Raw genomic sequence first — 24,928 nt, forward strand, 5'->3', positions numbered from 1 at the left:
CCTTAGCACAGTCGCGAATATACCATTTTCAAGCAAACTGATATTTAGACGTGTCGACTTATATTAAGAAGGTATAAGTCGATGTTGTTCCAGGAAGGTTGTTGCTTCACTTTCGGGTAAAGGTTTTGAAAACAGGAAGCCTTGAGCAATGTCACATTCAAGATCCTGTAAGTACTGAAGCTGTTCCTCGGTTTCAATGCCTTCTGCAACCACGACCATGCCCATGGCTTTGCCCATGGCAATCATGGCACTGACAATAGCTTCTTGTTTGTCTTGCCCAATTCTGGAGATAAAGCTGCGGTCGATTTTTAATATATCAATCGGAAAATCAGCAAGATAAGATAGGGAGGAGTAGCCTGTTCCAAAATCATCCAGAGAGATATTGATCTTCCGTTTCTTGATTTCATCGAGCAGATTTTTAACCGTAACCGAGTTCTCAAGCAGGGATGATTCAGTAATTTCAAGCTCCAGGCTCGAGCCTGAAATTTTGTAGGTCTGAATGGCATGATCGAGATCTTCGAGTAACTGTCCACGTTGCAATTGTTGTGCGACTACATTGACCGAAACACATATATTATTAAAGCCTAAATCATTCCAATTTCTAATTTGCTTAGCGGTTTGTTGTATAACAATTCTGCCAATATCAGAAATTAAACTGGTTTGCTCTGCAAGGGGAATGAACAAATTTGGTGGAATAATGCCTTTGCTTGGGTGATTCCAGCGAACCAAAGCTTCAAAACCATAAATGTCTTGGTCGCTAAAATTAATTTTTGGCTGATAGTAAACAATCAGTTCATTGTTGTTAATCGCAAGTCGTAAATCGCGTTCCAGATAAATCCCTTGCTCAAGTAAGGCAGTATTTTTATTGGAGTAAGAACGGATGGTATTGCCACCCAAGCTTTTCGCTTCGATTAATGCCTGTTCAGCACAATTATTCAGATAATCCAGTTGGCGGCCATTTTCTGGATAGAAAGCAATCCCCATAGACAGAGTAATAATATGGTCCTGACCAAAAATGTTAAAGGGTAATGAAAATGCTTTGCTCATCCGTTCACAATGGTGCTGAATCGATGGACGAATATGCGAAATTTCGTAGACGATGGCAAAGTCATCACCATTTAAATGGGCGACCAATAATGCTTCAGCATTGGTGAGTCGTAGTCTTTGAGCCACTTGGCGTAACAGCTCATCACCACCACTATTGCTCAGAAATTCATTCAAAGGTCTAAAGCGATCAATATTCAGACGAATTACAGCGAGCTGTTTAATCGAATCCTTTTGACTGACTAGATATTGATGTAATTGATAGTTGTAATAAAAGCGATTCGGCAGGTCGGTTAGTGGGTCGTAATTTTCCAAATAAGACAGACGTTGTTCTTGCAGTTTACGTTCCGTTAAATCAGAAACGATTCCAATATAGTGCGTGACACGATTTTTTTCATCAATAATGGCATTAATCCGCATCCAGACTGTAAGTTCTTTACCAGAAAGAAATTTTTCATTGAGCTCACCATCAAACTCACCCATTTTATCGAGTTGATTGATGATGGAAGAACGGCTGTTTCTTTGATGCGGTTTATAATTTGAAGTGATATCAAATAAATGCTTGCCAATAATTTGCTCGTGGCTAAAACCCGTCAATTTTTCATAGAATGGATTGACGTCGATATAGCAAAGTTGTTCGTCAAGAATAAAAATCCCTTCAGCAGCTTGTTGCAGCACGCTGGCTGCAAGTTTTAAGCGTTCCTGATCGGTCCGTTCTTGATGGATGTCACGACGAATCCCGACCATACGCAGAGGCTTGTTATTGTTAGGGTTACGAGCAATGACTCTACCAATATCATGGACCCATTTCCATTTGCCATTACTGTGTTTAATTCGATACGTGGCTTCATACTGATCGGTTTGGCCGCGTAAATTTTGCTTCATCGAGGTTTGGAAGTGTTCGAGATCATCGGGATGAATAATATTTTGTAGCTGATGATGGTGCTGTTTTGAAGGTTTTAGGGTCTTTTGGTGTTTAGAATCGGTGACCAGAATTTCCCGATCTTTAATATTCCAGTCCCAAGGTCGAAGTCCCGCGACTCCATGTGCCAACATCAAATTTTGTTGCTGATTTTCCAGATCAGCATTCATTTTGGCAATATCAAAAGTTCGCTCTTTGACTTTCTGTTCAAGTAATTGATTGTTCAGTTGAAGTTGTAATTCGATATCTTTGGATTTATTAATTTCAGTCTGTAACTGCTGACATAACTCATCTGTCCAGAGAACCTGTTGTTCGGCATTTTTAACCAAGCGATTATTTTTGGAATACAGTGCTGAAATGCGTTTATGAATGCGCGTGGTAGAATTTGCACAAAGTAAAATGACAATAACAGTGAAATTGACCGTTAAATGGAATAAATAATTCGAGGTCTCTGTAGCAAAAAACTGGGAGGTAAGATAAGGAAAAATGGCTGGAATAAAGGCCAAACAAAAATAATTTAGACGTTGGGTTAAGAAAGTCAGGGCAAAGGCTTGGCTCACAATCAGTAATAAAGCCGAGAGAATTAAAGCATTCACATGGCTGAAATTAGGGTTATATTGCGGTAAGTAGTAGTAAATCAGACCAATACCAATAGCAATACAACTTCCTATTGCCAAACATTGAAATTGCAGCCAGCGATGTGCGTGATTTAGTGCGAAATGATGTGGCTTAAAATAGAGACTGATGATGAGTAAACTTAGGCAACTCAACAGTTCAGTGGCAATAAACCATAAATTGAAATAGAAAGAGGGTTTTGTAAAATAAAATTGGTAAATGCAATAAACAGATAAGGAAACGATCAGAATACTGACAAGAAAGAATCGACTGAGTCGAATCGTATTGGTAATTTGAGCAGCACTCACATGCTGTTTAATATACTCGTCTTGAATATCTGACATAAAAGCAGAAACCTTATTTTTGTTTTGCGATAAATTGCTTTCTAAATATTAATCATGTTTAAAAAAACTAAACTGTATTTTAAATATACATTTGTATGTTGAAATCAAGATTAATAATGTTATTGAGAAAAATCAATCGAATCAGGTACTATTTATCTAAAATCAGATGAACTATACAGTTACTTTATAATTTAAAATAGATAAAGCAACGATTGGGGCAGTTTCGGTACGTAAAACGCGATTACCAATACACCAATTAATGAATCCAGCATCGTTGGATAATTGTATTTCAGCCTCGCTCAGTCCACCTTCAGGACCGATTAAAAGTGCAATATCAGGTGTGGCATCGGCTAGAACATCGACTTGATCTTTATTGGGTGCAAGCACTAATTTTGTGGTAGGCAGTTCACTGGCTAACCAGTCTGTTAAAGAAATCGGCGCTAAGACTTCGGGAACTTTATTCATCCCGCATTGCTCACAAGCAGCGATGGCAATACCTTGCCAGTGATCAATTTTCTTTTGATCACGATCATATTTAAGACGCATTTCGCAACGCTCAGAAGTGAGAAGCTGGATTTTGGATACCCCCAGTTCAACTGCTTTTTGAATGGCATAATCCATGCGATCACCTTTACTCATGACTTGACCAAGTAAGGCTGTGAATGCAGGTGTGCGATCATCAGGGTTGAATGCATCGACAGAAACGCTCGCTGATTTTTTTGCAATTTCAACAAGCGTCACGTCGTATTCACCACCTTGTCCATTGAACAAGGTGGCTTTTTCACCAACTTGTGCACGTAATACTTTTACCCAATGATGAAAAACCGTTTCGGTTAATTCAACATTCATATCAACAGCCAAATCAGCCTCAATATAAAAACGCGGCATTCAGTATTACTCACAAATCAGATAAAAAATTAAGCTAAACCAAGATCAATCACGAGTTGACGTGTTGGATCGGTAGTGTTCATGGTATAGAAATGCAAGCTTGGCGCACCGCCTGCAAGCAGACGTTCACACAATTTAACTACAACTTCATGACCAAAAGCCTTGATTGAAGCGGTGTCATCACCATAAGTGGCCAATTGCTTACGAATCCAGCGCGGGATTTCAGCGCCCGTACCATCTGCGAAGCGAATTAAGTTGCTTGCATTGGTAATTGGCATAATGCCGGGAGCAACCGGAATATTCACGCCTTCTTTTTGAATACGATCTACAAAGTAGAAATACGCATCTGGATTAAAGAAGAACTGGGTTAATGCGGCATTGGCACCGGCATTGGCTTTTTCAACAAAGTGTTGAATGTCTTTATCAAAATTTTCTGCCTGTGGATGCATTTCAGGGTAAGCAGCGACTTCAATTTGGAAATGATCACCTGAATGTTCACGAATGAAACGAACCAGGTCTTGCGCATAAGGCAATTCACCCAGGCCCACCTGACCAGAAGGCAAGTCACCACGCAGTGCCACAATACGATTGATGCCTTGTGATTTGTACAAATCAAGCAACTCGGCAATACGAGCTTTGTCATCACCGATACAAGACAGGTGAGGGGCTACGGGAGTGCCTTTACCATTGAAGTCATTGATTGCAGCAAGTGTACGTTCACGAGTAGAGCCACCAGCACCATAAGTTACAGAGAAAAACTCAGGGTTTAACAGTTGTAATTCTTTATGAACAACACGAAGTTTTTCCGCACCGACATCGGTTTTAGTCGGAAAAAATTCAAACGAAATTGGAACACGTTTGGTCATTTTTCAAATCCTTTTTTATAAATACTTTTTTTAAATTTATTTAGATCTCTCCCTAGCCCTCTCCTAAAAGGAGAGGGAACTCCTCACTTTACTGTTAAAGTTAATGGTCAGTTCCTTCTCCCTCTGGGAGAAGGCTAGGATGAGGGAAAAAGATTAAAAATTAGTATTTATAAGTCTCAGATTTGAATGGACCTTCAACTTGAACACCTAAGTAGTCAGCTTGTTCTTGAGTCAATTGAGTCAAGACACCACCAAAACCGGCAACCATCGCAGCAGCCACTTCTTCATCCAATTTCTTAGGAAGGAGTTCTACACGAATAGCCGCTTGTTTTTGGTCTTCAGGAAGATCAGCAAATTTTTCAGCGAATAAATGCATTTGACCCAATACCTGGTTAGCAAATGAACCGTCCATAATGCGTGATGGGTGACCTGTTGCATTACCCAAGTTAACCAAACGACCTTCAGAAAGAAGAATCAAATAGTTGCTTTCATCTTCTGAACGATATACTTGGTGTACTTGAGGCTTAACTTCAACCCATTTGTAACCACGTAAGTAGTTGGTATCAATTTCAGTATCAAAGTGACCGATGTTACATACCACTGAACCTGCTTTTAATGTATCTAGCATTGCAGAGTCACATACGTGGTAGTTACCCGTAGTCGTTACGATCAGGTCAGTATTTTGAAGAAGGTCAAGGTTGATGTCTTCTTTCTTGCCAGTTTGTACGCCGTTTTTGTATGGAGATACAACTTCATAACCGTCCATACATGCTTGCATTGCACAGATTGGATCGATTTCAGTTACGCGAACAATCATGCCTTCTTGACGAAGTGATTGAGCAGACCCTTTACCTACGTCACCATAACCAATCACAAGCGCACGACGACCAGACATCAACATGTCAGTACCGCGTTTGATCGCATCGTTGAGAGAATGGCGGCAACCGTATTTGTTGTCGTTTTTAGATTTAGTCACGGAGTCGTTTACGTTGATTGCAGGAACTTTCAAAGTACCATCACGTAACATTTCATAAAGACGTTGCACACCCGTGGTGGTTTCTTCAGTCACACCGTGGATTTTAGCAATTAATTCTGGATATTTTTCATGAACAACAGCAGTTAAGTCACCACCATCATCAAGAATCATGTTGGCATCCCAAGGTTTGCCATTGACATTGATTTGCTGTTCAAGACACCACATGTATTCTTCTTCAGTTTCGCCTTTCCAAGCGAAAACAGGAATACCGCGCGCAGCAATTGCAGCAGCAGCATGGTCTTGAGTAGAGAAGATGTTGCATGAAGTCCAGCGAACTTCCGCACCCAATTCAACCAGAGTTTCAATTAAAACTGCAGTTTGAATGGTCATGTGGATACAGCCGAGAATTTTCGCGCCTGCAAGTGGTTTTGCTGCTGAGTAGCGTTTACGCAAACCCATAAGTGCTGGCATTTCTGCTTCAGCAAGTTTGATTTCTTTACGGCCGTAATCAGCAAGTGAAATATCGGCAACTTTATAATCTGTAAATGAAGCATTAACCGCGTTCATCAGGATCTCCTAGAGAAAAAATAGATTGGATCGTTATGTTCGCGGATGCCGTTTTTGATCAAAATCAATGTTTGACCGAATCGTCGAGCCTAGCGATTTCACATTTATATGCCTGTGAAAAAGTCGCAGCATCCCTCGACTAGCGGGCTATTGTACTTGGAAATCGATTTTGTTCCAATCTGAAATTGATTATTATCAGCACAATCATATTTTGGATGAAAATTATGGCTTTAGAAATGCCTGAAGAATTAGCCAATCTGGAAGCAAATGGTGGAATTTTTGCGGTATGGATGTTGCTGCAACATTTAGGTATCGATGCTGAAATTCAGCAGCTGGTAGATGTATGTGGATATGATGCTGAAAATGGCACGACAACCATCGGTCTAGCTGTTGGATTAAAAAAGTTTGGTTTTACTGTTCAGTTTTATACCGATCATGACCCTGATCTTCAGGAGAGTGAAAAACTCAGTTATCAAGAAACAGAGCAACTGGGTTTACCGATTCTACCTGCGTTAAATTATGATCAAATCCAGCAAGCCTTTGATCAAAATAAATTTGTGATTGTCTATTACGACACATTAGAAGATGTGGGTAATCACTCACTTGTTTATGATGTCAATAAGGATGAAATTTGTTTCTTTGACAGTTTTGATCCTATGCCAGCGGCTATATTTGAACAACAACGTCAAGTTGAAGGTATTTGTCGACAAGTTATTGTTGTTGAAGCAAATAATTATATCGAAAGTTAAAATTTAAAACTGTATAAAACAAAAGCCCATCATTTGATGGGCTTTTTAATCCCATTATTCTTTAGCAGCTTGAGCTTTATCATGCCAATAATCGGCTTTTTCATCATCCACATCTACCCCTAAGCCGTGTTCATAAATGCAGGCTAAATCACGCATGGCTTGAACTTCACCCAGTTCAGCGGCTTGCTTGACCAATTCAACCGACTTGCTCACATCCTTTTCCACCACATCGCCACGACGATAAAAATTCGATAACTCTAAAATAGCAGCAGGATGTTTATGTTTCGCTGCTTGTTCTAACCAGCGGTAAGCATGTTCAAAATAGGTTTTTGCTTCCTCCGGATCTTCTTCTAGCATGTCTTTTGCATAAAATGCATAACCTTCACCCAGCCAGTACATGGCTTCAACATGACCCAGTTGTGCGGCTTTGAGTGCCCATTCTTCAGCAAGTGCAACATGCTCATCATTTTCACTTTGCATATAAATTTCAGCAAGCTCAAATTGTGCATCACGATTGCCTGCCATCGCACGGTTAAAAAGTTCGGTAGAAATAGGGAGATCAGACATTAAAAAATCCAGAGCGCATAATTGCTATAGCCTAAATGTTTGCTACAAAAAAGCCAATCTGAAGATTGGCTTTTTACACTTTTCAATTTTAGATGAGGTAAAGGTAGTGCTCGCGACCAAAATGATCCCTGTTGCATTTATAACCTTCTTAATCCTGGATTTAAAATAGCTCAAACATCAGCCAACAAACAAAGCAGAGCAGATAAATATGATCAACTTAGAGGCTGTTTATAGAAGATTCGAATCTAATCTGCTTTTATAGAATTCATAAAAAACAGCGACCGAAGTCGCTGTTTTTAGTTCAAAAGACCTTAAGCCTCTTGTTGAATACCGGCAACCAACCAGTCCTGGTTAGAACCTGCAGGTTTGGTGAAATGCCAAACTTCTGCAAAAGGTTGTGGCAAGCTGTTTAAATCTTCGCTTACTGTACCCGTGAAACGTACGCTCACCACATATTGACCATTTTCATTTGCAGAATCTGTAACCATGGCATTCAGGTTAGAGAATTCAGCAACGTCTTGGTCTTGGTTCGCCATAATGTCGTTATACATAGACTGATAAAGATCAGGCGTTAAATAACGTTGAATTTCAGCAATGTTACTTGCTGTATTCATCGACTGAATATGGTTGAAGCGCTGACGGGCAACACGCAAGAATGCAGCAGGTTCAGTACCGTCTGGCAATTGACTGCCACTTTGTGTTGAAGCTACGCCAAAAGGTGCTTGAGTTGCTGCACTTGCAGAACCACCTACTGACTGACCAAAAATATTGCTGTTGTCATTCGACGTAGGTGGTGCTGCATTTTGTTGACCAAACGGTGCTGCATTGCCAGCATTGTTTGGTGCATAAGGATTGTTAGCGGCTAGTTTTTTTTTTGCTCCGAATTTACGGAACAAGAAGAATGCGACTGCAGCTGCCAGAAGAATCCAGATCCAGCTTGGAAGTCCGCCTTTTTCTTCTTCCTGCTGTTGTGCTGTAGCATCAGCACCGCTTGCAGCAGGTTTGTCATCCGCCATTGCATTCGCGGCAACTGCACCAATCGCAGCACCAGCAACACCAGCAGCAACCATTTTACCTACGCCAGAACCCGATTGTTGAGCAGGTGCGGTGGTTGGTTGTGGGGCAGGAGTAGCTTGACGCGGTTGTTGGTAAGATTGACTTGGAGTAGCAGAGCGACTCATGCCATGGCTTTTACCACCACCTGCACGTTTCGCTTCAGCCATTGGTGCGACCACCAAAGCTGCCATTAAAAGACCTGCCATCAAACCACGCTGTCGAACTTCCATCGAATTTTTCCTAAATAAAAAAGTAAATTATAGCCCTATAGTTATGCAGTCATTTGCACCGAATTTCAATATCAAATTGGTGTTTTTTTTACATAATGTTTCATATGTCTAAGCCAATTCTTCACTTAAGCTCATGGCTTCGCTTAATGCTTCATGCAACCGTGCCACGGAAATGATCTGCACATTTGGAATCGGTTTTTGTGGCGCATTGCCTCTAGGCAGAATAATGTATTTAAAACCATGCTTAACCGCTTCTTTTAAGCGTTCCTGACCATTCGGCACAGGGCGAATTTCACCTGATAGCCCCACCTCGCCAAACACAGCTAGTTGTTGAGGTAATGCTTTACCACGCAAGCTTGAAGCACAGGCAAGTAAAACCGCAAGGTCAGAACCTGTTTCGGTAATTTTTAAACCACCGACCACATTGACATAAACATCTTGTCCTGCAGTTTGTACGCCACCATGACGATGCATCACCGCAAGCAACATATTCAGTCGGTTTTGTTCCAAACCTAAAGCCACACGACGCGGTTGACCATGTGCATCATCCACTAAAGCTTGCACTTCAACCAGAAGTGGACGTGTGCCTTCACGGCTAATCATCACAATCGAACCGGGGATGGCTTCGTCATAACGACTTAAGAAAATAGCGGACGGATTGGAAACTTCACGCAAGCCTTTGTCGGTCATGCCAAACACGCCCAACTCATTGACTGCACCAAAACGGTTTTTCACCGCACGAATCATGCGATAACGTGAGTCGGATTGACCTTCAAAATACAAAACACAATCGACCATGTGTTCCAAAACACGTGGACCCGCTAAAGCACCTTCTTTGGTCACATGCCCCACAAGAAATAATGATGTGCCACTATTTTTAGCAAAACGGGTCAGTAATGCAGCAGATTCACGAATTTGGGAAACACCACCGGGTGCAGATTGCAAGGTTTCGGTATACAGCGTTTGAATCGAATCGAGAATGGCAACAGCAGGACGTACTTGTGCCAAGACTTCACAAATGCGTTCCACACAGGTTTCCGCCATGACTTGAAGATGGTCTGTCGGTAACTCCAAACGGTGGGCACGCAATGCCACTTGCGAAAGGGATTCCTCACCGGTGACATAAAGCGCAGAGCTTTGTGCAGATGCCATGTGGGTCGCGGTTTGTAAAAGAATCGTGGATTTACCAATCCCTGGATCACCGCCAATCAGCACCACAGAACCCGTCACCAAGCCACCGCCTAGAACACGGTCAAATTCACTAATGCCCGTCGCTAAGCGTGATTCATGTGAAACGGAAACTTTATTTAAGGTGGTGATATTGGCCACTTGACCTGCATATCCGCCGCCCATTTTAGGTTGTGCACGGTGACTCACTGCGGGTTCAAGACGAACTTCGGTCAGACTATTCCATTCGCCGCAATCTGTACATTGTCCCGCCCATTTAGGATGGTCAGTTCCACATTGTTCGCAACGGTACACAGTTTTGACTTTGCTCATTGGAGTGTTATCTATATAAATAAGAAGATTGATGAGAAATGTAGCAATAGCTGTATGGAAATACAATTTTTTGCATAAAATCTCGTCAATCTATATGTTGGCACGTAAACTGCTAAATTTAAGGGAAATGCACAACGCACTACAAAAGGGACTGAATTTGAATGAAAAAGCAACAGAGATACACATAGGCTTGAAAAATATTAAATAATCGCTCAAAAAACTTTATTTATTTTTTTTAATTTGAGCTACTTTTATCACACGAAATTTGAGAGACGAAAATAACAATGTCAAATGAAAACCATGGTTCATCTGCTACAGGGGGTGAACTTCAGCGAAGTTTATCGAATCGGCATTTGCAACTTATTGCGATTGGCGGGGCAATTGGTACAGGTTTATTCATGGGGTCGGGTAAAACCATCAGCCTGGCCGGACCTTCAATTCTGATCATTTATATGATTATTGGTTTTATGGTTTTTTTGGTCATGCGTGCGCTTGGCGAATTGTTACTGTCTAACCTGCAATACAAGTCTTTTATTGATTTTGCGACAGATTTAATTGGTCCTTGGGCGGGCTATTTTGTCGGCTGGACCTATTGGCTGTGCTGGATCACGATTGGTATTGCTGATTTATCCGCGATTATTTATTACCTGCAATTCTTTAACGGGGGGTTACCATTTTCGCCTGGAGAAGGGGTAATGATCAGTGTTGCGGCCATCATCTTTATTATGGGGCTGAATCTGGTTACGGTTAGGTTATTCGGTGAATTAGAGTTCTGGTTTGCCTTAATCAAGATTATTGCCATTGTGGTGCTGATTGCTGTCGGTTTGTGGATGATCTTTACTGGATTCTCTTCAACCGCAGGTGAAGTGGCTTCATTTACCCATCTTTGGTCACATGACGGTATTTTCCCTACCGGGGTAACGGGCTTCCTGGCAGGTTTCCAGATTGCGATCTTCGCCTTTGTGGGTGTAGAGCTGGTGGGGACAACTGCAGCTGAAACCAAAGATCCAGAGCGCAACTTGCCTAAGGCAGTCAACTCGATTCCGATTCGTATCATCATTTTCTACGTATTGGCATTGGTGATTGTGATGTCGGTCACGCCATGGAATAAAATCGATCCGAATATTAGCCCGTTTGTAAACTTGTTTAGCCAAGCCGGTATTGCAGCAGCCGCGATTATCATGAATCTGGTGGTGTTATCGTCAGTCATGTCATCCATGAACAGTGGCGTATTCTCGACCAGCCGTATGCTGTTCGGTCTTTCACGTGAAGAGCAAGGTCCAAAAGCATTTGGACACTTAAATAAGCGTGCGGTTCCAGCGAATGCCTTATATTTCTCTGCGATCTGTTTGTTACTGGGTGCTGCACTTCAGTACTTTGTACCCAATACCGTTGAAGCCTTTACTTTGGCAACCACGCTTTCAACCATCTTGTTCATCTGTGTCTGGTTGATGATTATCTGGAGTTATATTGTTTACTATAAAACTCGTCCAGAACTGCATGCGAAATCAACCTTTAAATTACCGGGTGGATTGTTTACCTGTTGGGTGGTTATCATCTTCTTTATTGGCATGATTTACGTTTTGTCTTTGGAAGCAGATACCATGAAAGCGCTGATGGTGAGTCCAATCTGGTTCATTATTTTGATTATTGGTTACTTTGGTTTCTACAAACCGAAACATAAATAAGCCCTTTGTTTGTGAAAACGCCAGTCTGAAACTGGCGTTTTTTTTTAACTAGCGATAATCTCTAGCGTTTAGCACTTTGGTCACGGCGGTGATCGAGTTATACTTCTTCGAAAACATAGGATAGGTGGTCAGATGCGTCTCGTCATTTGCTACATCAGTTTATTGGCAACAGGTTTTGCCTTGGTCGGTTGTGGTCAGTCTGGAGCTTTGCAGTTACCGAGTGATCAGAATTACGACAAGCGTTCGAAATATTTGTTATATCCCAATGTCGATTCAAAACAGCAGTCTGAACAGAAAGAAGCATCTGAACAGAAACCGCTGGTAGCACCTGCTGATTCTAATCAGCCTTCAACCCCTTAGCTTTTAACTGCTAACGCTTTCATAGAAAGGATACATTCATGAGTTTTACCCGCATTAATGGGGTTCTGCACGCAGAGCAATGTTCGTTGCAACAACTTGCGCAGCAATTTGGCACGCCACTTTATGTTTATTCAAAAGCCACTTTTGAAAAGCATTATCTCGATATGGATCGTGCATTTAGCTTTATCGATCATCAAATTTGTTTTGCGGTAAAGTCGAACTCTAATATTGCGGTATTGAATGTACTGGCGAAGCTGGGTGCAGGTTTTGATATTGTCACTGGCGGCGAGCTTGCACGTGTACTGAAAGCGGGCGGGGATGCTTCTAAAATTGTGTTCTCTGGTTTAGGCAAATCAGAAGCGGATATTAAAAAGGCTTTGGAAGTCGGTATTTCCTGCTTCAATGTTGAATCCTATGCCGAACTGGATCGCATTCAAAAAGTAGCAGCTGAACTGGGTAAAAAAGCTCCAATTTCTTTACGTGTAAACCCGGATGTCGATGCCAAAACCCATCCCTATATTTCGACCGGTTTAAAAGAAAATAAATTCGGTATTCCATCGGACAGCGTATTTGAGACTTATCAATATGCAGCGTCTTTGCCGAATCTGGACGTAGTCGGTATTGACTGTCATATCGGTTCGCAATTGACCGAAACTCAACCTTTTGTCGATGCGCTTGATCGCGTGATCATGATGATCGAGAAATTGAAAGAACTCGGGATCAATCTGAAACACATCGACATCGGTGGTGGTTTGGGTGTGACCTATAAAGATGAAGTTCCACCAACCGTTGTTGAATATGCCAATGCACTAAAACCTGCCTTAGAAAAATTAGGTCTTAAAGTGTATATGGAACCGGGTCGCAGCATTTCCGCCAATGCCGGTGTGTTACTGACTAAAGTTGATTTACTCAAACCCACCAATCACCGTAACTTTGCCATTATTGATGCGGCTATGAATGACCTGATTCGTCCTGCTTTGTACGAAGCTTGGATGGATATTCAGGAAGTGACACCGCGTAGCGATGTTGAAGCAAAAGAATGGGATGTAGTGGGTGCAATCTGTGAAACGGGTGACTTCTTGGGTAAAGAGCGCAAGCTTGCACTGAAAGAAAATGATGTACTTGCCGTATTGGGTGCAGGTGCATACGGTTTCGTGATGAGTTCGAACTACAACAGCCGTGGTCGTGCGGCTGAAGTGATGGTCGATGGTGGTCAGGCACACTTGATTCGTGAGCGTGAAAGCATTGAATCATTGTGGGATAAAGAACGCTTATTGCCTTAAGGAGTAATGCAAGATGTTTTTAGAATTTACTAAAATGCATGGTCTGGGCAATGACTTTATGGTGGTTGATCTGATCAGCCAGCGCGCTTATCTGGATACCATGACCATTCAGCGTTTGGCTGACCGTCATTTCGGGATTGGTTTCGATCAATTATTAATTGTTGAACCGCCAGATCTTCCAAATGTCGATTTTAAATATCGTATCTTTAATGCCGATGGTTCGGAAGTTGAGCAATGTGGCAATGGGGTTCGTTGTTTTGCCCGTTTTGTGCATGAACGTCGATTGACCACAAAAACCAAAATTAAAGTGCAAACCAAAGCCGGTATTGTTGAGCCAGAACTGGGTCAAAATGGTTGGGTTCGCGTGAATATGGGCTATCCAAAATTCTTGCCGAACCAGATTCCATTCCTTGCTGATGAGCCTGAAAACCTATACAGCTTAGCCTTAGCCAATGATGAAAGTATTATCATTGATGTGGTGAACATGGGTAATCCGCACGCGGTGACCATTGTTCCGGATGTGCTTACGGCTGATGTTGCTGGCATGGGGCCTCAAATTGAGTCGCATGAGCGTTTTCCACAACGCGTCAATGCCGGTTTTATGCAAATCATTGATGAAAATCATGCGCGTTTACGTGTGTTTGAACGTGGTGTAGGCGAAACGCTGGCATGTGGCACGGGTGCTTGTGCAGCTGCGGTTTCAGGTATGCGCCGTGGTCTACTTGCAAATGCGGTAGAAATTGAACTTGCCGGTGGTAAACTTCAAATCGAATGGCGTGAAGGAGATGTGGTTTGGATGACCGGTCCAACTGCAAATGTCTATGAAGGCCGTATCGATTTAAGTTTTTACCAGCAATAAAAAGCATGGTTTGACTGAAAAAGCACTGTCATCATGATGGTGCTTTTTTATCTGTGGAATCATGGATTGTGCAAGTTGAAATCAAATAGATACAATGAAAAGAAAGGGCGTATCCTAGGGTGTGCTTGATTATTGAATCTAATCTGGTTAAACATGAATAATATATCGCGTTGAGAGCGCCCATTAAATACAGTGAGAAAAAACGTGATTGATCCAGAGCTGCAGATACGTTCTCCTGCTGATTTATTGCTGATGTGGTTAAAAGAACGGGAAGTTCAAAATCAGTCCAAACATACTTTGCAGGCCTATGAACGTGATGTCTCGGATTTTTTAAATTTTTGTGAAATCAAAAAACTCAACTTAGCGGATGTGGAATCGACCGATCTGCGTGAATATCTGGCACAAAAAGTTGAACAGCAGCAATTGAGTTCCAGCAGTTTGCAACGGCTTTTATCTTCCATTCGTCAATTTATGAAATGGGCTGAGCAAGGGCAATATCTGGCTTTTAATCCAGCGGATGATTTTCAGTTAAAGCGCCTGCCTAGACCGCTTCCCGGGATGGTGGATATTGAAACCGTTAATCAAATTTTAGATCAGCCTAAACCTGAAAAACCGGTCGAACAACAAATGTGGTTACGCGATAAAGCGATCTTGGAATTGCTTTATTCTAGTGGTCTGCGACTGGCAGAAGTACAAGGCTTACGCATTAAGGATATCGATTTTAATCGGCAGTTGTTACGCATCACCGGTAAAGGCAATAAAACGCGTGTGGTGCCTTTTGGTTCTAAAGCCAAAGATGCGGTGATGTTGTGGCTGCAAGTTTATCCGTTATGGAATGGTGACTTTGTTCCCGATGCGAATGTGTTTATTACCCAAAAGGGTAATCCGCTCGGAGCACGACAAATTGAAAATCGGGTTAAATTACAGGCGCAACGTGCAGGGGTAAATGTTGATTTGCATCCGCATTTATTGCGTCATTGTTTTGCCAGTCATATGTTGTCGAACAGTGGAGATTTGCGCGCGGTTCAAGAAATGTTGGGGCATAGCAATTTAACCACAACGCAAATCTATACCCACGTTGATTTTGATCATTTGGCACAGGTCTATGATCAGGCGCATCCACGGGCACAATTGAAAAAATCGGAGTAGATATCTAAAGAGATCTAAATTTTGTCTCAAAATGATTCTGAATTTTTTCAGTAAAAGAACATAAATTAATGAAACTTAAATAAATCTAGCGGTAATATTGCGCAATATTACTGGCATTTTAAACTATTGTAGAATAATAAAAAGCCAATTTATCAGGTATAAAAATCAACTATAAACATGAAATAGGTGGCATGAATAATGCTAGGTAATGAAATAATTTGTTGTTTCACTAGATGTTACACAAAGTTTGGAAGTCAAAAATGATAGGGAAAACAATGATGGCAGATATTCAAGAAAAATATGACCGATTGAGTACTGAGCAAAAAGAGATTTTTGCAGGCTATGGTCTGCGTCAGGTCAAGCATTTTGTTGAAATAAGTTTGCCCACTATTGAGCCATCTTTACCGGAAAATACCCATGTCCAAGGCATCAATGCTGAAGGTAAGGTACAAGCAGTCAATACAGAGACGCAACAAGGCTATATCTGGATTTCAGACTTGCAGTGGCAGCAACGACCGATTGCTACGGCGGATGTTGACTTAAAACAAGACTTTTTGGAAGTTTGGGAAATATTTAATCTTCAGGAATATGACCTGATTGATTTAAGCCATATTCACCGTGATTTTTTACAACATTATCATGTTTAATGGGTGGTTTTAGTCTTCCTAAATTGAGCAGCATCTATTTGATAAAGTACATGTCTTTGCAAGGGACTACTGTTATCTAAAGCAGGGTGATTGAAGTAGTCTTTAAATTGCATGCCTAAACGTTGCATAACGGCTTGGAATTTTGTGTTTTGTACTGCAGTGAATGCAACCACTTGGTTTAGCTTGAGTGAATCAAAAGCAAATTTTAAACAAGCAGTTGCAGCTTCGGTCGCAAAACCATTGCCCCAATATTTCTGTTCAAGTCGCCAAGCGATTTCGGTACAGGGCGAAAAGGTAAATTGACTGGGCTGGGTATTTAATCCTGTGAAGCCAATAAAATCTCCACCATGTTTTAATTCGACTGCCCAGAAACCCCAGCCTTGAGTTTCGATCATTCTTTGAAACTTATGCGCTAGCGCATTACTTTGTTCCCGAGTTAAACAATGGGGAAAATAACGCATCACTTCAGTGTTAGCGTTCAATGCATAAAACGGCTTGAGATCAGACTCTTTCCATGGTCTTAAAATTAAACGCGATGTCTCAAGCTGTATACTCATCATGCTGTCCTAAAGATCATCCAGTGGAAGTTGGAAACTCTGTTTAATAATCTGACTGGGTAAATCCGTTTTGACACTGGTAATGCCATTTTTCTTGGTTAAATGCGTGGACTGAAACTTACGATAACTTTCCAGGTCGGGTACCACCACTTTTAGCATGGCATCACATTCACCTAAAATAATATAACACTCCATCACTTGAGGCAGTTCTTTCATCGCCTCAATAAAGCAGTCGATCGTTTCGGCATCCTGACCGACCAGCCAAATGCGTGAAAACAGAATGAGTTGTAAACCAATTTTTTGTGGGTCAACCACAGTGGTGTAGTTCTGAATGACACCGGCTTCTTCGAGCAATTTCACCCGACGCAAACAGGAAGATGGTGACAGCCCAATTTCACGGGCCAGATCGTTATTTTGCATGCGACCATTATTTTGCAGTGCACGAATGATATTTTTATCGGTGCGATCAAGCTTTACTGAAATATACTTAGAAGATAGTTTCATAGATTAGAATATAATTCGAAAAATAATCATAATTATAGAATAATTTGAAACCCTATTTTGTGGTATTTATTCGATACTAATTTCCACTTTCAAGACATGGAAAGAGAAAAGGAAATGTCTGTATTTGTACTCTTCGCCTTAACGGTTATCCCGCTTATTTTTACACCTGGACCAGATATGTTGTTTATCCTGTCACAAGTGATGGGGAAAGATGCAAAAGCAGGCATGATGGCAACGGTCGGTGTTTGTCTGGGATATTTAGTGCATTCTGTTTTGGTGGCTTTAGGCATTGCAGCCATTATTGTTTCCTTCCCGGTATTATTTGAAACCATTCGCTGGCTCGGGATTGCTTACCTGTTATTTTTGGCTTTTAGTTTAATCAAGTCGGTTTTTAGCAATAAAAAATTGGCAATTGAAAACAAAAGCACATCGACACCGATTCAAAAAGGCTTTTTTACAGCTTTGCTGAACCCAAAAGGCATGTTGATTTACTTTGCAATTTTACCGCAATTTATCAATAAAGCCGGAGACACTGTGACGCAAGGTCTGATCTTGTCGTTTATTTTTATCGGATTGATCTTTGTGGTGTACTGCAGTTTGAGTTTGATTTTTGCCAAAATCACCCAAAAAACCCAGATCGATCAACGTAAACAAAAATGGATTGATGGCGGTTCTGGCGGTTTGTTAATGCTTGCTGCAACCTGGCTCATCATTCATTAATACGCCTATAAAAAGCATGTCATGATGGCATGCTTTTTAAGTAGAACTAGATTTGCAAATTAAAAGTAATTTATTACAAGTTTATTCTAAAAAAATGATCATTTTTGCTACAGTTAGAGCAGGGAAAAACCTCTTATCTGTCTTAAATGACAGTTCGCAACTTTGTCGTTCGTGCAAGAAGGCTAAGCTGTTTGAGCTAAAAAATAATCGAAAACAGGGGTTAAATCAGAACTTTTGATGAAGTTAATTAGATAAAAAAATAATAAAAATCAATGTTTAAAAATAAATAAATATTGAGCGAATTCATCTTAATAAAAACACTTCAAAAAAATATGAACGCCTAGTTCAAGTAATTTACGCATTTTTACAGCTCTTTCGATAATTGTGACTTGACCGAAATGCCATACACATTGCAAGATAGGGCACCTAAAAATTTTTAAGTGAAGAGTTATTCTAACTTTTCTCAACATTTACTTTTGCTAAAACAGCCGAGGATTACATGAAGGCTCTTGTTGCTGTAAAACGTGTGGTTGATGCCAACGTTAAAGTTCGCGTTAAACCGGACAATAGTGGGGTAGACCTTACTAACGTTAAAATGTCGATCAACCCATTCTGTGAAATCGCAGTGGAAGAAGCGGTTCGTCTAAAAGAAAAAGGAACAGTTTCAGAAATCGTTGTGGTTTCTATCGGTCCTAAAGAAGCGCAAGAACAAATCCGTTCTGCTATGGCGCTGGGTGCTGACCGCGGTATCTTAGTAGAAACTGCTGATGAGATTGGTGCACTTGAAGTGGCTAAAATCTTGAAAGGTATTGTAGAACAAGAAAAACCAGAATTGATCCTTCTTGGTAAACAAGCCATTGATGACGACTCGAATCAGGTCGGTCAGATGCTTGCTGCTTTATTGGGTGCTGGTCAAGGTACATTTGCTTCTGTTGTGAATGTTGCTGGCGACAAAGTTCAAGTCACTCGTGAAGTTGATGGTGGTTTACAAACTGTTGAATTGAACCTTCCTGCAATTATCACTACTGACTTGCGTTTGAACGAGCCACGTTATGCTGCTCTTCCAAACATCATGAAAGCGCGTAAAAAACCGCTGGATATGAAGTCTCCTGCAGATTATGGCGTTTCAGCGACGACTAAACTTAAAACAGTTAAAGTTGAACCACCAGCAGAGCGTAAAGCTGGCGTACAAGTGAAATCTGTTGACGAGCTTGTTGAAAAACTTAAAAACGAAGCGAAAGTGATCTAATACAGAAGGATAAAATCATGAGTATTTTAGTTATCGCTGAGCACGACAATAAAGCACTAAACGCTGCTACTTTAAACGTTGTTGCTGCAGCTCAAAAAATCGGTGGTGATATCACTGTATTGGTTGCTGGTTCTGGCGCTCAGGCAGTTGCTGACCAAGCGGCTCAAGTTGCGGGTGTAAGCAAGGTATTGCTTGCAGACAACGCGGCTTATGCACACCAATTGGCTGAAAACGTTGCAAAATTAGTTGCCGAGTTAGGCAAAGGTTATTCACATATTCTTGCTGCTTCTACAACGACAGGCAAAAACGTACTGCCACGTGCTGCTGCACTTTTAGACGTTAGCATGATCACTGACATCATTGCTGTTGAAAGCCCTAAAACTTTCAAACGTCCAATCTATGCAGGTAACGCGATTGCAACTGTAGAATCTGCTGAATCTATCGTTGTTGCAACGGTTCGTGGTACTGCATTTGATCCTGTAGCGACTACGGGCGGTTCTGCAGCAGTTGAAGCTGTTGCTGATGTTCAAGATGCTGGTATCTCTAAGTTTATTTCTGAAGAGATTGTTAAATCTGAACGTCCTGAACTCACCGCGGCACGTATTGTGGTTTCTGGTGGTCGTGGTGTGGGTTCGGGTGAAAACTATCACACTGTACTTGATCCATTGGCTGACAAGCTTGGCGCTGCTCAAGGTGCTTCACGTGCTGCAGTTGACGCTGGCTTCGTACCAAACGACATGCAAGTGGGTCAAACAGGTAAAATCGTTGCACCTGACCTGTACATCGCTGTCGGTATTTCTGGTGCGATTCAGCATTTGGCGGGAATGAAAGATTCTAAAGTGATCGTTGCGATCAATAAAGATGAAGAAGCGCCAATTAATGCAGTAGCTGACTACTGGTTAGTCGGTGACTTGAACACGGTTATTCCTGAATTGGTTTCTAAAATCTAATTCCTGAATCCAGTTCAGAAAGACGCTCTTGCGCAGGCAGTGAAAGCAATGCTTTCCTGCTTTGCTCAGGGGCGTTTTTTATTGTTGAAAATTTCTCAAAGAAATCAGGGCTGATTAAGCCATTTCAGGATGGAATTAACAACAAGCTCATTTGAATGCTTGAGCGAGCTCTATGGCTTTTCAGAGAGATCTAAAACGTATCATTTCAATCGGGTTCAGATGGGTTTCCGGATAGGTGACTCGTCATTGATTTTGTATGTAGATGAAAGCGCAAAATTAGCAGCTCAATTGTGCAAGATTCTGAGGTACCTGGTTGTGTAAATTTGAATTAAAGTCAGTGAAAAAACGAACTAATTCACATAAAATGCCGACAATTAAAACAGATTAAAAAATAAACGATAAATTGAAGAAAATTAACAAGATTAAGAAGGCTTATAAGAGACAAAAACGAGAGAATTTATGCTATAATTTACGGCTGTATTTAGACTTTAACTCAGCTTATTTTGGGTTAATTTTTTGCTAGATTGATTATATAAAACGAGCAGTTCCAAATACTGTTTGTAATAAGGAGTATGCATGAGCCTATCGGAAATCCGACCGATTGCCATTGAGGATGAACTCAAAAGCTCATATCTCGACTATGCCATGAGTGTTATTGTTTCTCGTGCATTACCAGACGTGAGAGATGGCTTAAAACCAGTTCATCGTCGTGTGCTTTTCGCAATGCACGAGTTAGGCAATGACTACAACAAAGCGTATAAAAAGTCTGCCCGTGTGGTGGGTGACGTAATCGGTAAATATCACCCGCATGGTGACTCAGCTGTTTACGAAACCATTGTACGTATGGCACAAGAATTTAGCTTGCGTTATCAATTGGTCGATGGTCAGGGTAACTTTGGTTCTGTAGATGGCGATAGTGCTGCGGCAATGCGTTATACCGAAGTTCGTATGCGTAAGCTCACGCATGAACTTTTGGCTGACTTGGAAAAAGATACAGTCGAATGGGAAGACAACTACGATGGCTCTGAGCGTATTCCTCAGGTCATGCCAACCCGTGTTCCTAACTTACTGATTAACGGTGTAACCGGTATTGCAGTGGGTATGGCGACCAATATGGCGCCACACAACATGACTGAAGTTGTGAATGCCTGCCTTGCCTATGCCAATGATCCAAATATCAGCATCGAAGGTTTGATGCAGCATATTTCTGGTCCAGATTTCCCTACAGGCGGTATTATTTACGGTAAATCGGGAATTGTGGATGCTTACCGTACCGGTAAAGGCCGTTTGCATATTCGTGGTAAATATCACTTCGAAGAAGATCCGAAAAACGGTCGTATTACTATCGTATTCACTGAAATTCCTTACCAAGTCAATAAAGCAAAAACGATTGAACGTATTGCTGAACTGGTAAAAGAGAAAAAACTTGAAGGGATCTCAGAACTTCGTGACGAGTCTGATAAAGACGGGATGCGTATTGCAATTGACTTGAAGCGTGGCGAAAACGCTGAAGTGATTGTGAATAACCTGTTCCAGAACACGCAACTTGAAAATTCTTTCAGCATCAACATGGTCTGCCTCGACAACGGCCAGCCGAAGTTGATGAATTTGAAAGACATCATTGCGGCGTTTATTCGTCACCGTCAAGAAGTGGTGACACGTCGTACCATGTACGAGTTACGTAAAGCACGTGAACGTGGTCATATCTTGGAAGGTTTGACGGTTGCTCTGGCAAATATTGATGCCATTATCGAAACCATCAAAACTTCTGCCAATCCGGCTGAAGCGCGTGAGCGTTTACAAGCAGGTGAATGGGCGGGTGGTGGTGTTGTTGCATTGCTTGAAAAAGCAGGTTCAGTATCGGTACGACCTGACGAAATTGAAGGCGAAGATCCAGCGAAACCATTTGGTCTGGAAGGTAATATTTACCGTCTGTCACCAACACAAGTTAATGCGATCATGGAACTTCGTTTACACCGTTTAACCGGTCTTGAACAAGACAAGTTACATGCGGAATATTCTGAAATTCTAGCGCAAATTGCTGAACTTACTGCAATTCTTAACGATTTCAATTTGTTGATGAATGTCATTCGTGAAGAGCTTGCATTGATTCTTCAGCAATATGGCGATGCGCGTAAAACGGCCATTGTTGAATCACGTATCGATTTCTCTCGTGAAGATTTAATTCCTGAAGAGCAAATGGTACTGACCGTTTCTAAAACAGGTTATGCGAAAACTCAACCATTGTCTGACTATGCCGCTCAGCGTCGTGGTGGTCGTGGTAAGTCTGCAACATCAATGAAAACTGATGATTACATTCAGCATCTGATTGTGACATCGAACCATGCGACAGTTTTATGCTTTACTAATGTCGGTAAAGTCTATCGTCTGAAAGTATACGAAGTGCCACAAGCATCTCGTGGTGCAAAAGGTCGCCCAATGGTGAACTTGTTGCCGCTAGATGCCAATGAGACGATTACAGCGATTCTTCCGGTGATTGATGCACCGAAGAAATTTAAAGATCGTCTGGTCGACTTCAAGGCATTCGTTAAGACCAATGCTGCGAAACTGCAAGAAAATGAAATCATCAATTCACATTATGCTGAGTTAGAAGCGGCGCTTGCTGAACTTGAAGATGGTGCGGATGACTTGTCTGATGCATTACGCGTTCAATTGAAGCAATTGGGTGTTGAGCTTTCAGCGACTGATCTAGACGATGAAATCATTGTTGACTTTGCACAGCAAGCCGAAGCGGTTCGTAAAAACTTCTATGTGTTTATGGCGACTGAGTACGGTACGATCAAACGTGTAGAACTTGAACAGTTTAGTAATGTTCGTTCAAATGGTTTACGTGCAATTGAACTCAATGGCGATGACACCTTGATTGGCGTTGCGATTACCGATGGCGAACAGCAAATCATGTTGTTCTCGAATGAAGGCAAGGCGATTCGTTTCGCAGAAACTGACGTTCGTTCAATGGGTCGTTCTGCTAAAGGTGTACGCGGTATGCGTGTGACCATTGGTGCAGCTGCGCAGCTTGAAGAAAATGACGAAACTGATATCGAGTCTGATGACGAAGATGGTTCAGATTCGGCATTAATCAGCCGTATCGTTTCGTTGGTGGTTGTACCAGAAACGGGTGAAGTGCTTTGTGCATGTGCCAACGGTTATGGTAAACGTACTCCAGTGGGCGACTTCCCAACCAAGAAACGTGGCGGTAAAGGTGTGATTGCAATTAAAACATCTGAACGTAACGGTGAGTTGGTCGGTGCGGTATCCATTGATGAAAGCAAAGAACTGATGTTGATTTCTGATGGCGGTACGCTAGTTCGTACCCGTGCTTCAGAAGTTGCAACTACAGGTCGTAATGCGCAAGGTGTTCGTCTAATCCGTTTGGGTAATGAAGAAGTCTTGGTTGGGGTTGTTTCTGTAGAAGCCGTTGAAGAAGAAGAGTTTGTTGAAGCAGTTGAAGGCGAAGAAGTGATTGCCGCTGAAGCTTTGATTGATTCTGAAATTTTGGTTGATGATGAAACCATTGCTGATGAATCTGAAAATGAATCTGATTTAAGAGATTCTGAAGACTAAGTTTTGATATCAAAAAGAAGGGCGCTTAGGCGCTCTTTTTTTATAAAAGAAGATAATCTAATAAATATTAAAATGGTGGGGATATGGATCAAAAGACATTGGAACAAATAGCAGAGTTTATTTGTGGAACAGATGAAGAAATTTATCCTCAACGTAGGTCGAGTTCTCAACTAACTAGCTTCTTTTATCGAGTTGGATTGCCATTTAATCATGATGGTTCAACACGTGCTAAATGGGTATTTGAAAAATTAAATAGTTTAGATAAAAATCAATTAGCAGATGTTTTAAGAAGGTTAGTATCTCCTAAAGAGTATGGCGGGGACAAAGTTAAAATTTATAAAGCCCTGAATGTTCTTAATTCAATTTTGTATGTGGAAGGGTTTGAAATCTATTTAGATGAAATTTCTCCTAAGTTTAGAAAGATTCAAAGAGATTTTAATGAAAGCAAATTAGAAAAGGAAAGAGAACTAAAACCATTACCTGCACCTGATTTTCTTGCACTGGGTTTGGACGTAGGTGTAGGCGAAATTCTTCAAAATAGATGAAATGAAACTCAAAAATGTATAGAGTCAAAGGCATATTTAGCATCTATAATTTTAATGGGTAGTATTCTTGAGGGAGTACTCTTGGGTGTTTTTCAAAAAAATATGAAAGAAGGTAATCAAGCTAAGAATGCTCCAAAGGATAAGAATGACAAAATAAAAAATTTTGCTGAATGGGAAGTTAGCAGAAATGATAGATGTAGCCCATCAGCTTGATTGGATAGGAATTGATGTTAAAAAATATTCACATTCTTTACGAGACTTTCGAAATCTAATTCATCCCTATGAGCAAATGATGTATAGATTTAAGCCAGATGAAGATACAACAAATATTTCTTGGTTGGTTGTACAAGCAGTTATTAATGACTTGGCAAATAAACTTAAGACATAAAAAAGGAAGCCGAAGCCACTGCTGTCCCATAGTTTGATTTAAATAAAAAAACCTGAGTCCGAACAGTTAAAATATGAGTGCAAACAAACACTTTAACGACCAGGATTCAGGTTTTGTCAC

The 24,928-nt window shown here is 41.2% G+C and carries 22 protein-coding genes; 13 read left to right on the top strand and 9 right to left on the bottom strand.

Annotated features, from left to right (window positions below; translation table 11 throughout):
* Positions 1-63: 63 nt before the first annotated feature.
* From HLH16_RS04960 to ahcY, 4 genes are all read right to left on the bottom strand, one after another.
* Positions 64-2,925 carry a bifunctional diguanylate cyclase/phosphodiesterase gene (locus HLH16_RS04960; RefSeq protein WP_171528485.1) on the bottom strand — a complete coding sequence of 954 codons (2,862 nt, stop codon included), beginning with the start codon at positions 2,923-2,925 and terminating at the stop codon, positions 64-66.
* A 171-nt stretch (positions 2,926-3,096) separates the two neighbouring features.
* Entirely contained in the window at positions 3,097-3,813 is a 717-nt protein-coding gene (locus HLH16_RS04965; RefSeq protein ID WP_171528486.1) for a 16S rRNA (uracil(1498)-N(3))-methyltransferase, read from the bottom strand.
* A 29-nt stretch (positions 3,814-3,842) separates the two neighbouring features.
* Positions 3,843-4,679: a methylenetetrahydrofolate reductase [NAD(P)H] gene (gene metF / locus HLH16_RS04970; protein WP_171528487.1), complete on the bottom strand. Its 837-nt coding sequence runs from the start codon at positions 4,677-4,679 to the stop codon at positions 3,843-3,845.
* 160 nt (positions 4,680-4,839) lie between these two features.
* A complete protein-coding gene (gene ahcY, locus HLH16_RS04975; protein ID WP_171528488.1) occupies positions 4,840-6,222 on the bottom strand; it encodes an adenosylhomocysteinase in 1,383 nt (460 codons plus the stop codon).
* A 224-nt stretch (positions 6,223-6,446) separates the two neighbouring features.
* Between ahcY and HLH16_RS04980 the strand changes: the two genes are divergently transcribed.
* Entirely contained in the window at positions 6,447-6,971 is a 525-nt protein-coding gene (locus tag HLH16_RS04980) for a cysteine peptidase family C39 domain-containing protein (RefSeq protein ID WP_171528489.1), read from the top strand.
* Positions 6,972-7,025: 54 nt separating this feature from the next.
* Here the strand turns inward: HLH16_RS04980 and HLH16_RS04985 are convergent, their stop codons facing one another.
* The 3 genes from HLH16_RS04985 to radA form a co-directional block, all read right to left on the bottom strand.
* Positions 7,026-7,538, bottom strand: a complete 513-nt coding sequence (locus HLH16_RS04985; protein WP_171528490.1) for a tetratricopeptide repeat protein — start codon at positions 7,536-7,538, stop codon at positions 7,026-7,028.
* 311 nt (positions 7,539-7,849) lie between these two features.
* Complete coding sequence (locus HLH16_RS04990; RefSeq protein WP_171528491.1) at positions 7,850-8,824, bottom strand: Tim44 domain-containing protein; 975 nt, start codon at positions 8,822-8,824, stop codon at positions 7,850-7,852.
* A gap of 108 nt (positions 8,825-8,932) precedes the next feature.
* The gene (gene radA / locus HLH16_RS04995; RefSeq protein ID WP_171528492.1) at positions 8,933-10,324 is read right to left on the bottom strand and encodes a DNA repair protein RadA; all 1,392 of its coding nucleotides are present in this window, start codon (positions 10,322-10,324) and stop codon (positions 8,933-8,935) included.
* Between the two features lie 284 nt (positions 10,325-10,608).
* Between radA and HLH16_RS05000 the strand changes: the two genes are divergently transcribed.
* From HLH16_RS05000 to HLH16_RS05025, 6 genes are all read left to right on the top strand, one after another.
* Positions 10,609-12,012 (top strand): amino acid permease, encoded by a 1,404-nt coding sequence (locus HLH16_RS05000; protein WP_171528493.1) that lies wholly within the window; start codon positions 10,609-10,611, stop codon positions 12,010-12,012.
* A gap of 132 nt (positions 12,013-12,144) precedes the next feature.
* Positions 12,145-12,372: an LPS translocon maturation chaperone LptM gene (gene lptM / locus HLH16_RS05005; RefSeq protein ID WP_171528494.1), complete on the top strand. Its 228-nt coding sequence runs from the start codon at positions 12,145-12,147 to the stop codon at positions 12,370-12,372.
* Positions 12,373-12,410: 38 nt separating this feature from the next.
* Complete coding sequence (gene lysA / locus HLH16_RS05010; protein ID WP_171528495.1) at positions 12,411-13,655, top strand: diaminopimelate decarboxylase; 1,245 nt, start codon at positions 12,411-12,413, stop codon at positions 13,653-13,655.
* 13 nt (positions 13,656-13,668) lie between these two features.
* On the top strand, positions 13,669-14,514 hold the full coding sequence (gene dapF / locus HLH16_RS05015) for a diaminopimelate epimerase (protein WP_131289830.1): 846 nt from the start codon (positions 13,669-13,671) through the stop codon (positions 14,512-14,514).
* Between the two features lie 252 nt (positions 14,515-14,766).
* Positions 14,767-15,663: a site-specific tyrosine recombinase/integron integrase gene (xerA, locus tag HLH16_RS05020; protein WP_171528504.1), complete on the top strand. Its 897-nt coding sequence runs from the start codon at positions 14,767-14,769 to the stop codon at positions 15,661-15,663.
* Between the two features lie 275 nt (positions 15,664-15,938).
* On the top strand, positions 15,939-16,310 hold the full coding sequence (locus HLH16_RS05025) for a hypothetical protein (protein WP_171528505.1): 372 nt from the start codon (positions 15,939-15,941) through the stop codon (positions 16,308-16,310).
* Here HLH16_RS05025 and HLH16_RS05030 read toward each other — a convergent pair.
* Together HLH16_RS05030 and HLH16_RS05035 are read right to left on the bottom strand one after the other, a co-directional pair.
* The gene (locus HLH16_RS05030) at positions 16,307-16,867 is read right to left on the bottom strand and encodes a GNAT family N-acetyltransferase (protein ID WP_250850229.1); all 561 of its coding nucleotides are present in this window, start codon (positions 16,865-16,867) and stop codon (positions 16,307-16,309) included. The genes HLH16_RS05025 and HLH16_RS05030 overlap by 4 nt on opposite strands.
* A 9-nt stretch (positions 16,868-16,876) precedes the next feature.
* Complete coding sequence (locus HLH16_RS05035; RefSeq protein WP_171528497.1) at positions 16,877-17,371, bottom strand: Lrp/AsnC family transcriptional regulator; 495 nt, start codon at positions 17,369-17,371, stop codon at positions 16,877-16,879.
* Positions 17,372-17,485: 114 nt separating this feature from the next.
* Here HLH16_RS05035 and HLH16_RS05040 point away from each other — a divergent pair, with 114 nt between their 5' ends.
* From HLH16_RS05040 to HLH16_RS15725, 6 genes are all read left to right on the top strand, one after another.
* The gene (locus HLH16_RS05040) at positions 17,486-18,091 is read left to right on the top strand and encodes a LysE family translocator (protein ID WP_171528498.1); all 606 of its coding nucleotides are present in this window, start codon (positions 17,486-17,488) and stop codon (positions 18,089-18,091) included.
* 499 nt (positions 18,092-18,590) lie between these two features.
* Positions 18,591-19,340, top strand: coding sequence for an electron transfer flavoprotein subunit beta/FixA family protein (locus HLH16_RS05045; RefSeq protein WP_131289822.1), 750 nt, complete (start codon positions 18,591-18,593; stop codon positions 19,338-19,340).
* A 17-nt stretch (positions 19,341-19,357) separates the two neighbouring features.
* Positions 19,358-20,290 (top strand): FAD-binding protein, encoded by a 933-nt coding sequence (locus tag HLH16_RS05050; protein ID WP_171528499.1) that lies wholly within the window; start codon positions 19,358-19,360, stop codon positions 20,288-20,290.
* Between the two features lie 576 nt (positions 20,291-20,866).
* Positions 20,867-23,875 carry a DNA gyrase subunit A gene (gene gyrA, locus HLH16_RS05055; RefSeq protein WP_171528500.1) on the top strand — a complete coding sequence of 1,003 codons (3,009 nt, stop codon included), beginning with the start codon at positions 20,867-20,869 and terminating at the stop codon, positions 23,873-23,875.
* An 83-nt stretch (positions 23,876-23,958) separates the two neighbouring features.
* On the top strand, positions 23,959-24,420 hold the full coding sequence (locus HLH16_RS15720; protein WP_250850230.1) for a hypothetical protein: 462 nt from the start codon (positions 23,959-23,961) through the stop codon (positions 24,418-24,420).
* A gap of 187 nt (positions 24,421-24,607) precedes the next feature.
* A complete protein-coding gene (locus HLH16_RS15725) occupies positions 24,608-24,808 on the top strand; it encodes a hypothetical protein (RefSeq protein WP_250850231.1) in 201 nt (66 codons plus the stop codon).
* Positions 24,809-24,928 lie beyond the last annotated feature (120 nt).

It is taken from the genome of Acinetobacter sp. ANC 5378 (assembly GCF_013004315.1).
GTDB lineage: Bacteria > Pseudomonadota > Gammaproteobacteria > Pseudomonadales > Moraxellaceae > Acinetobacter.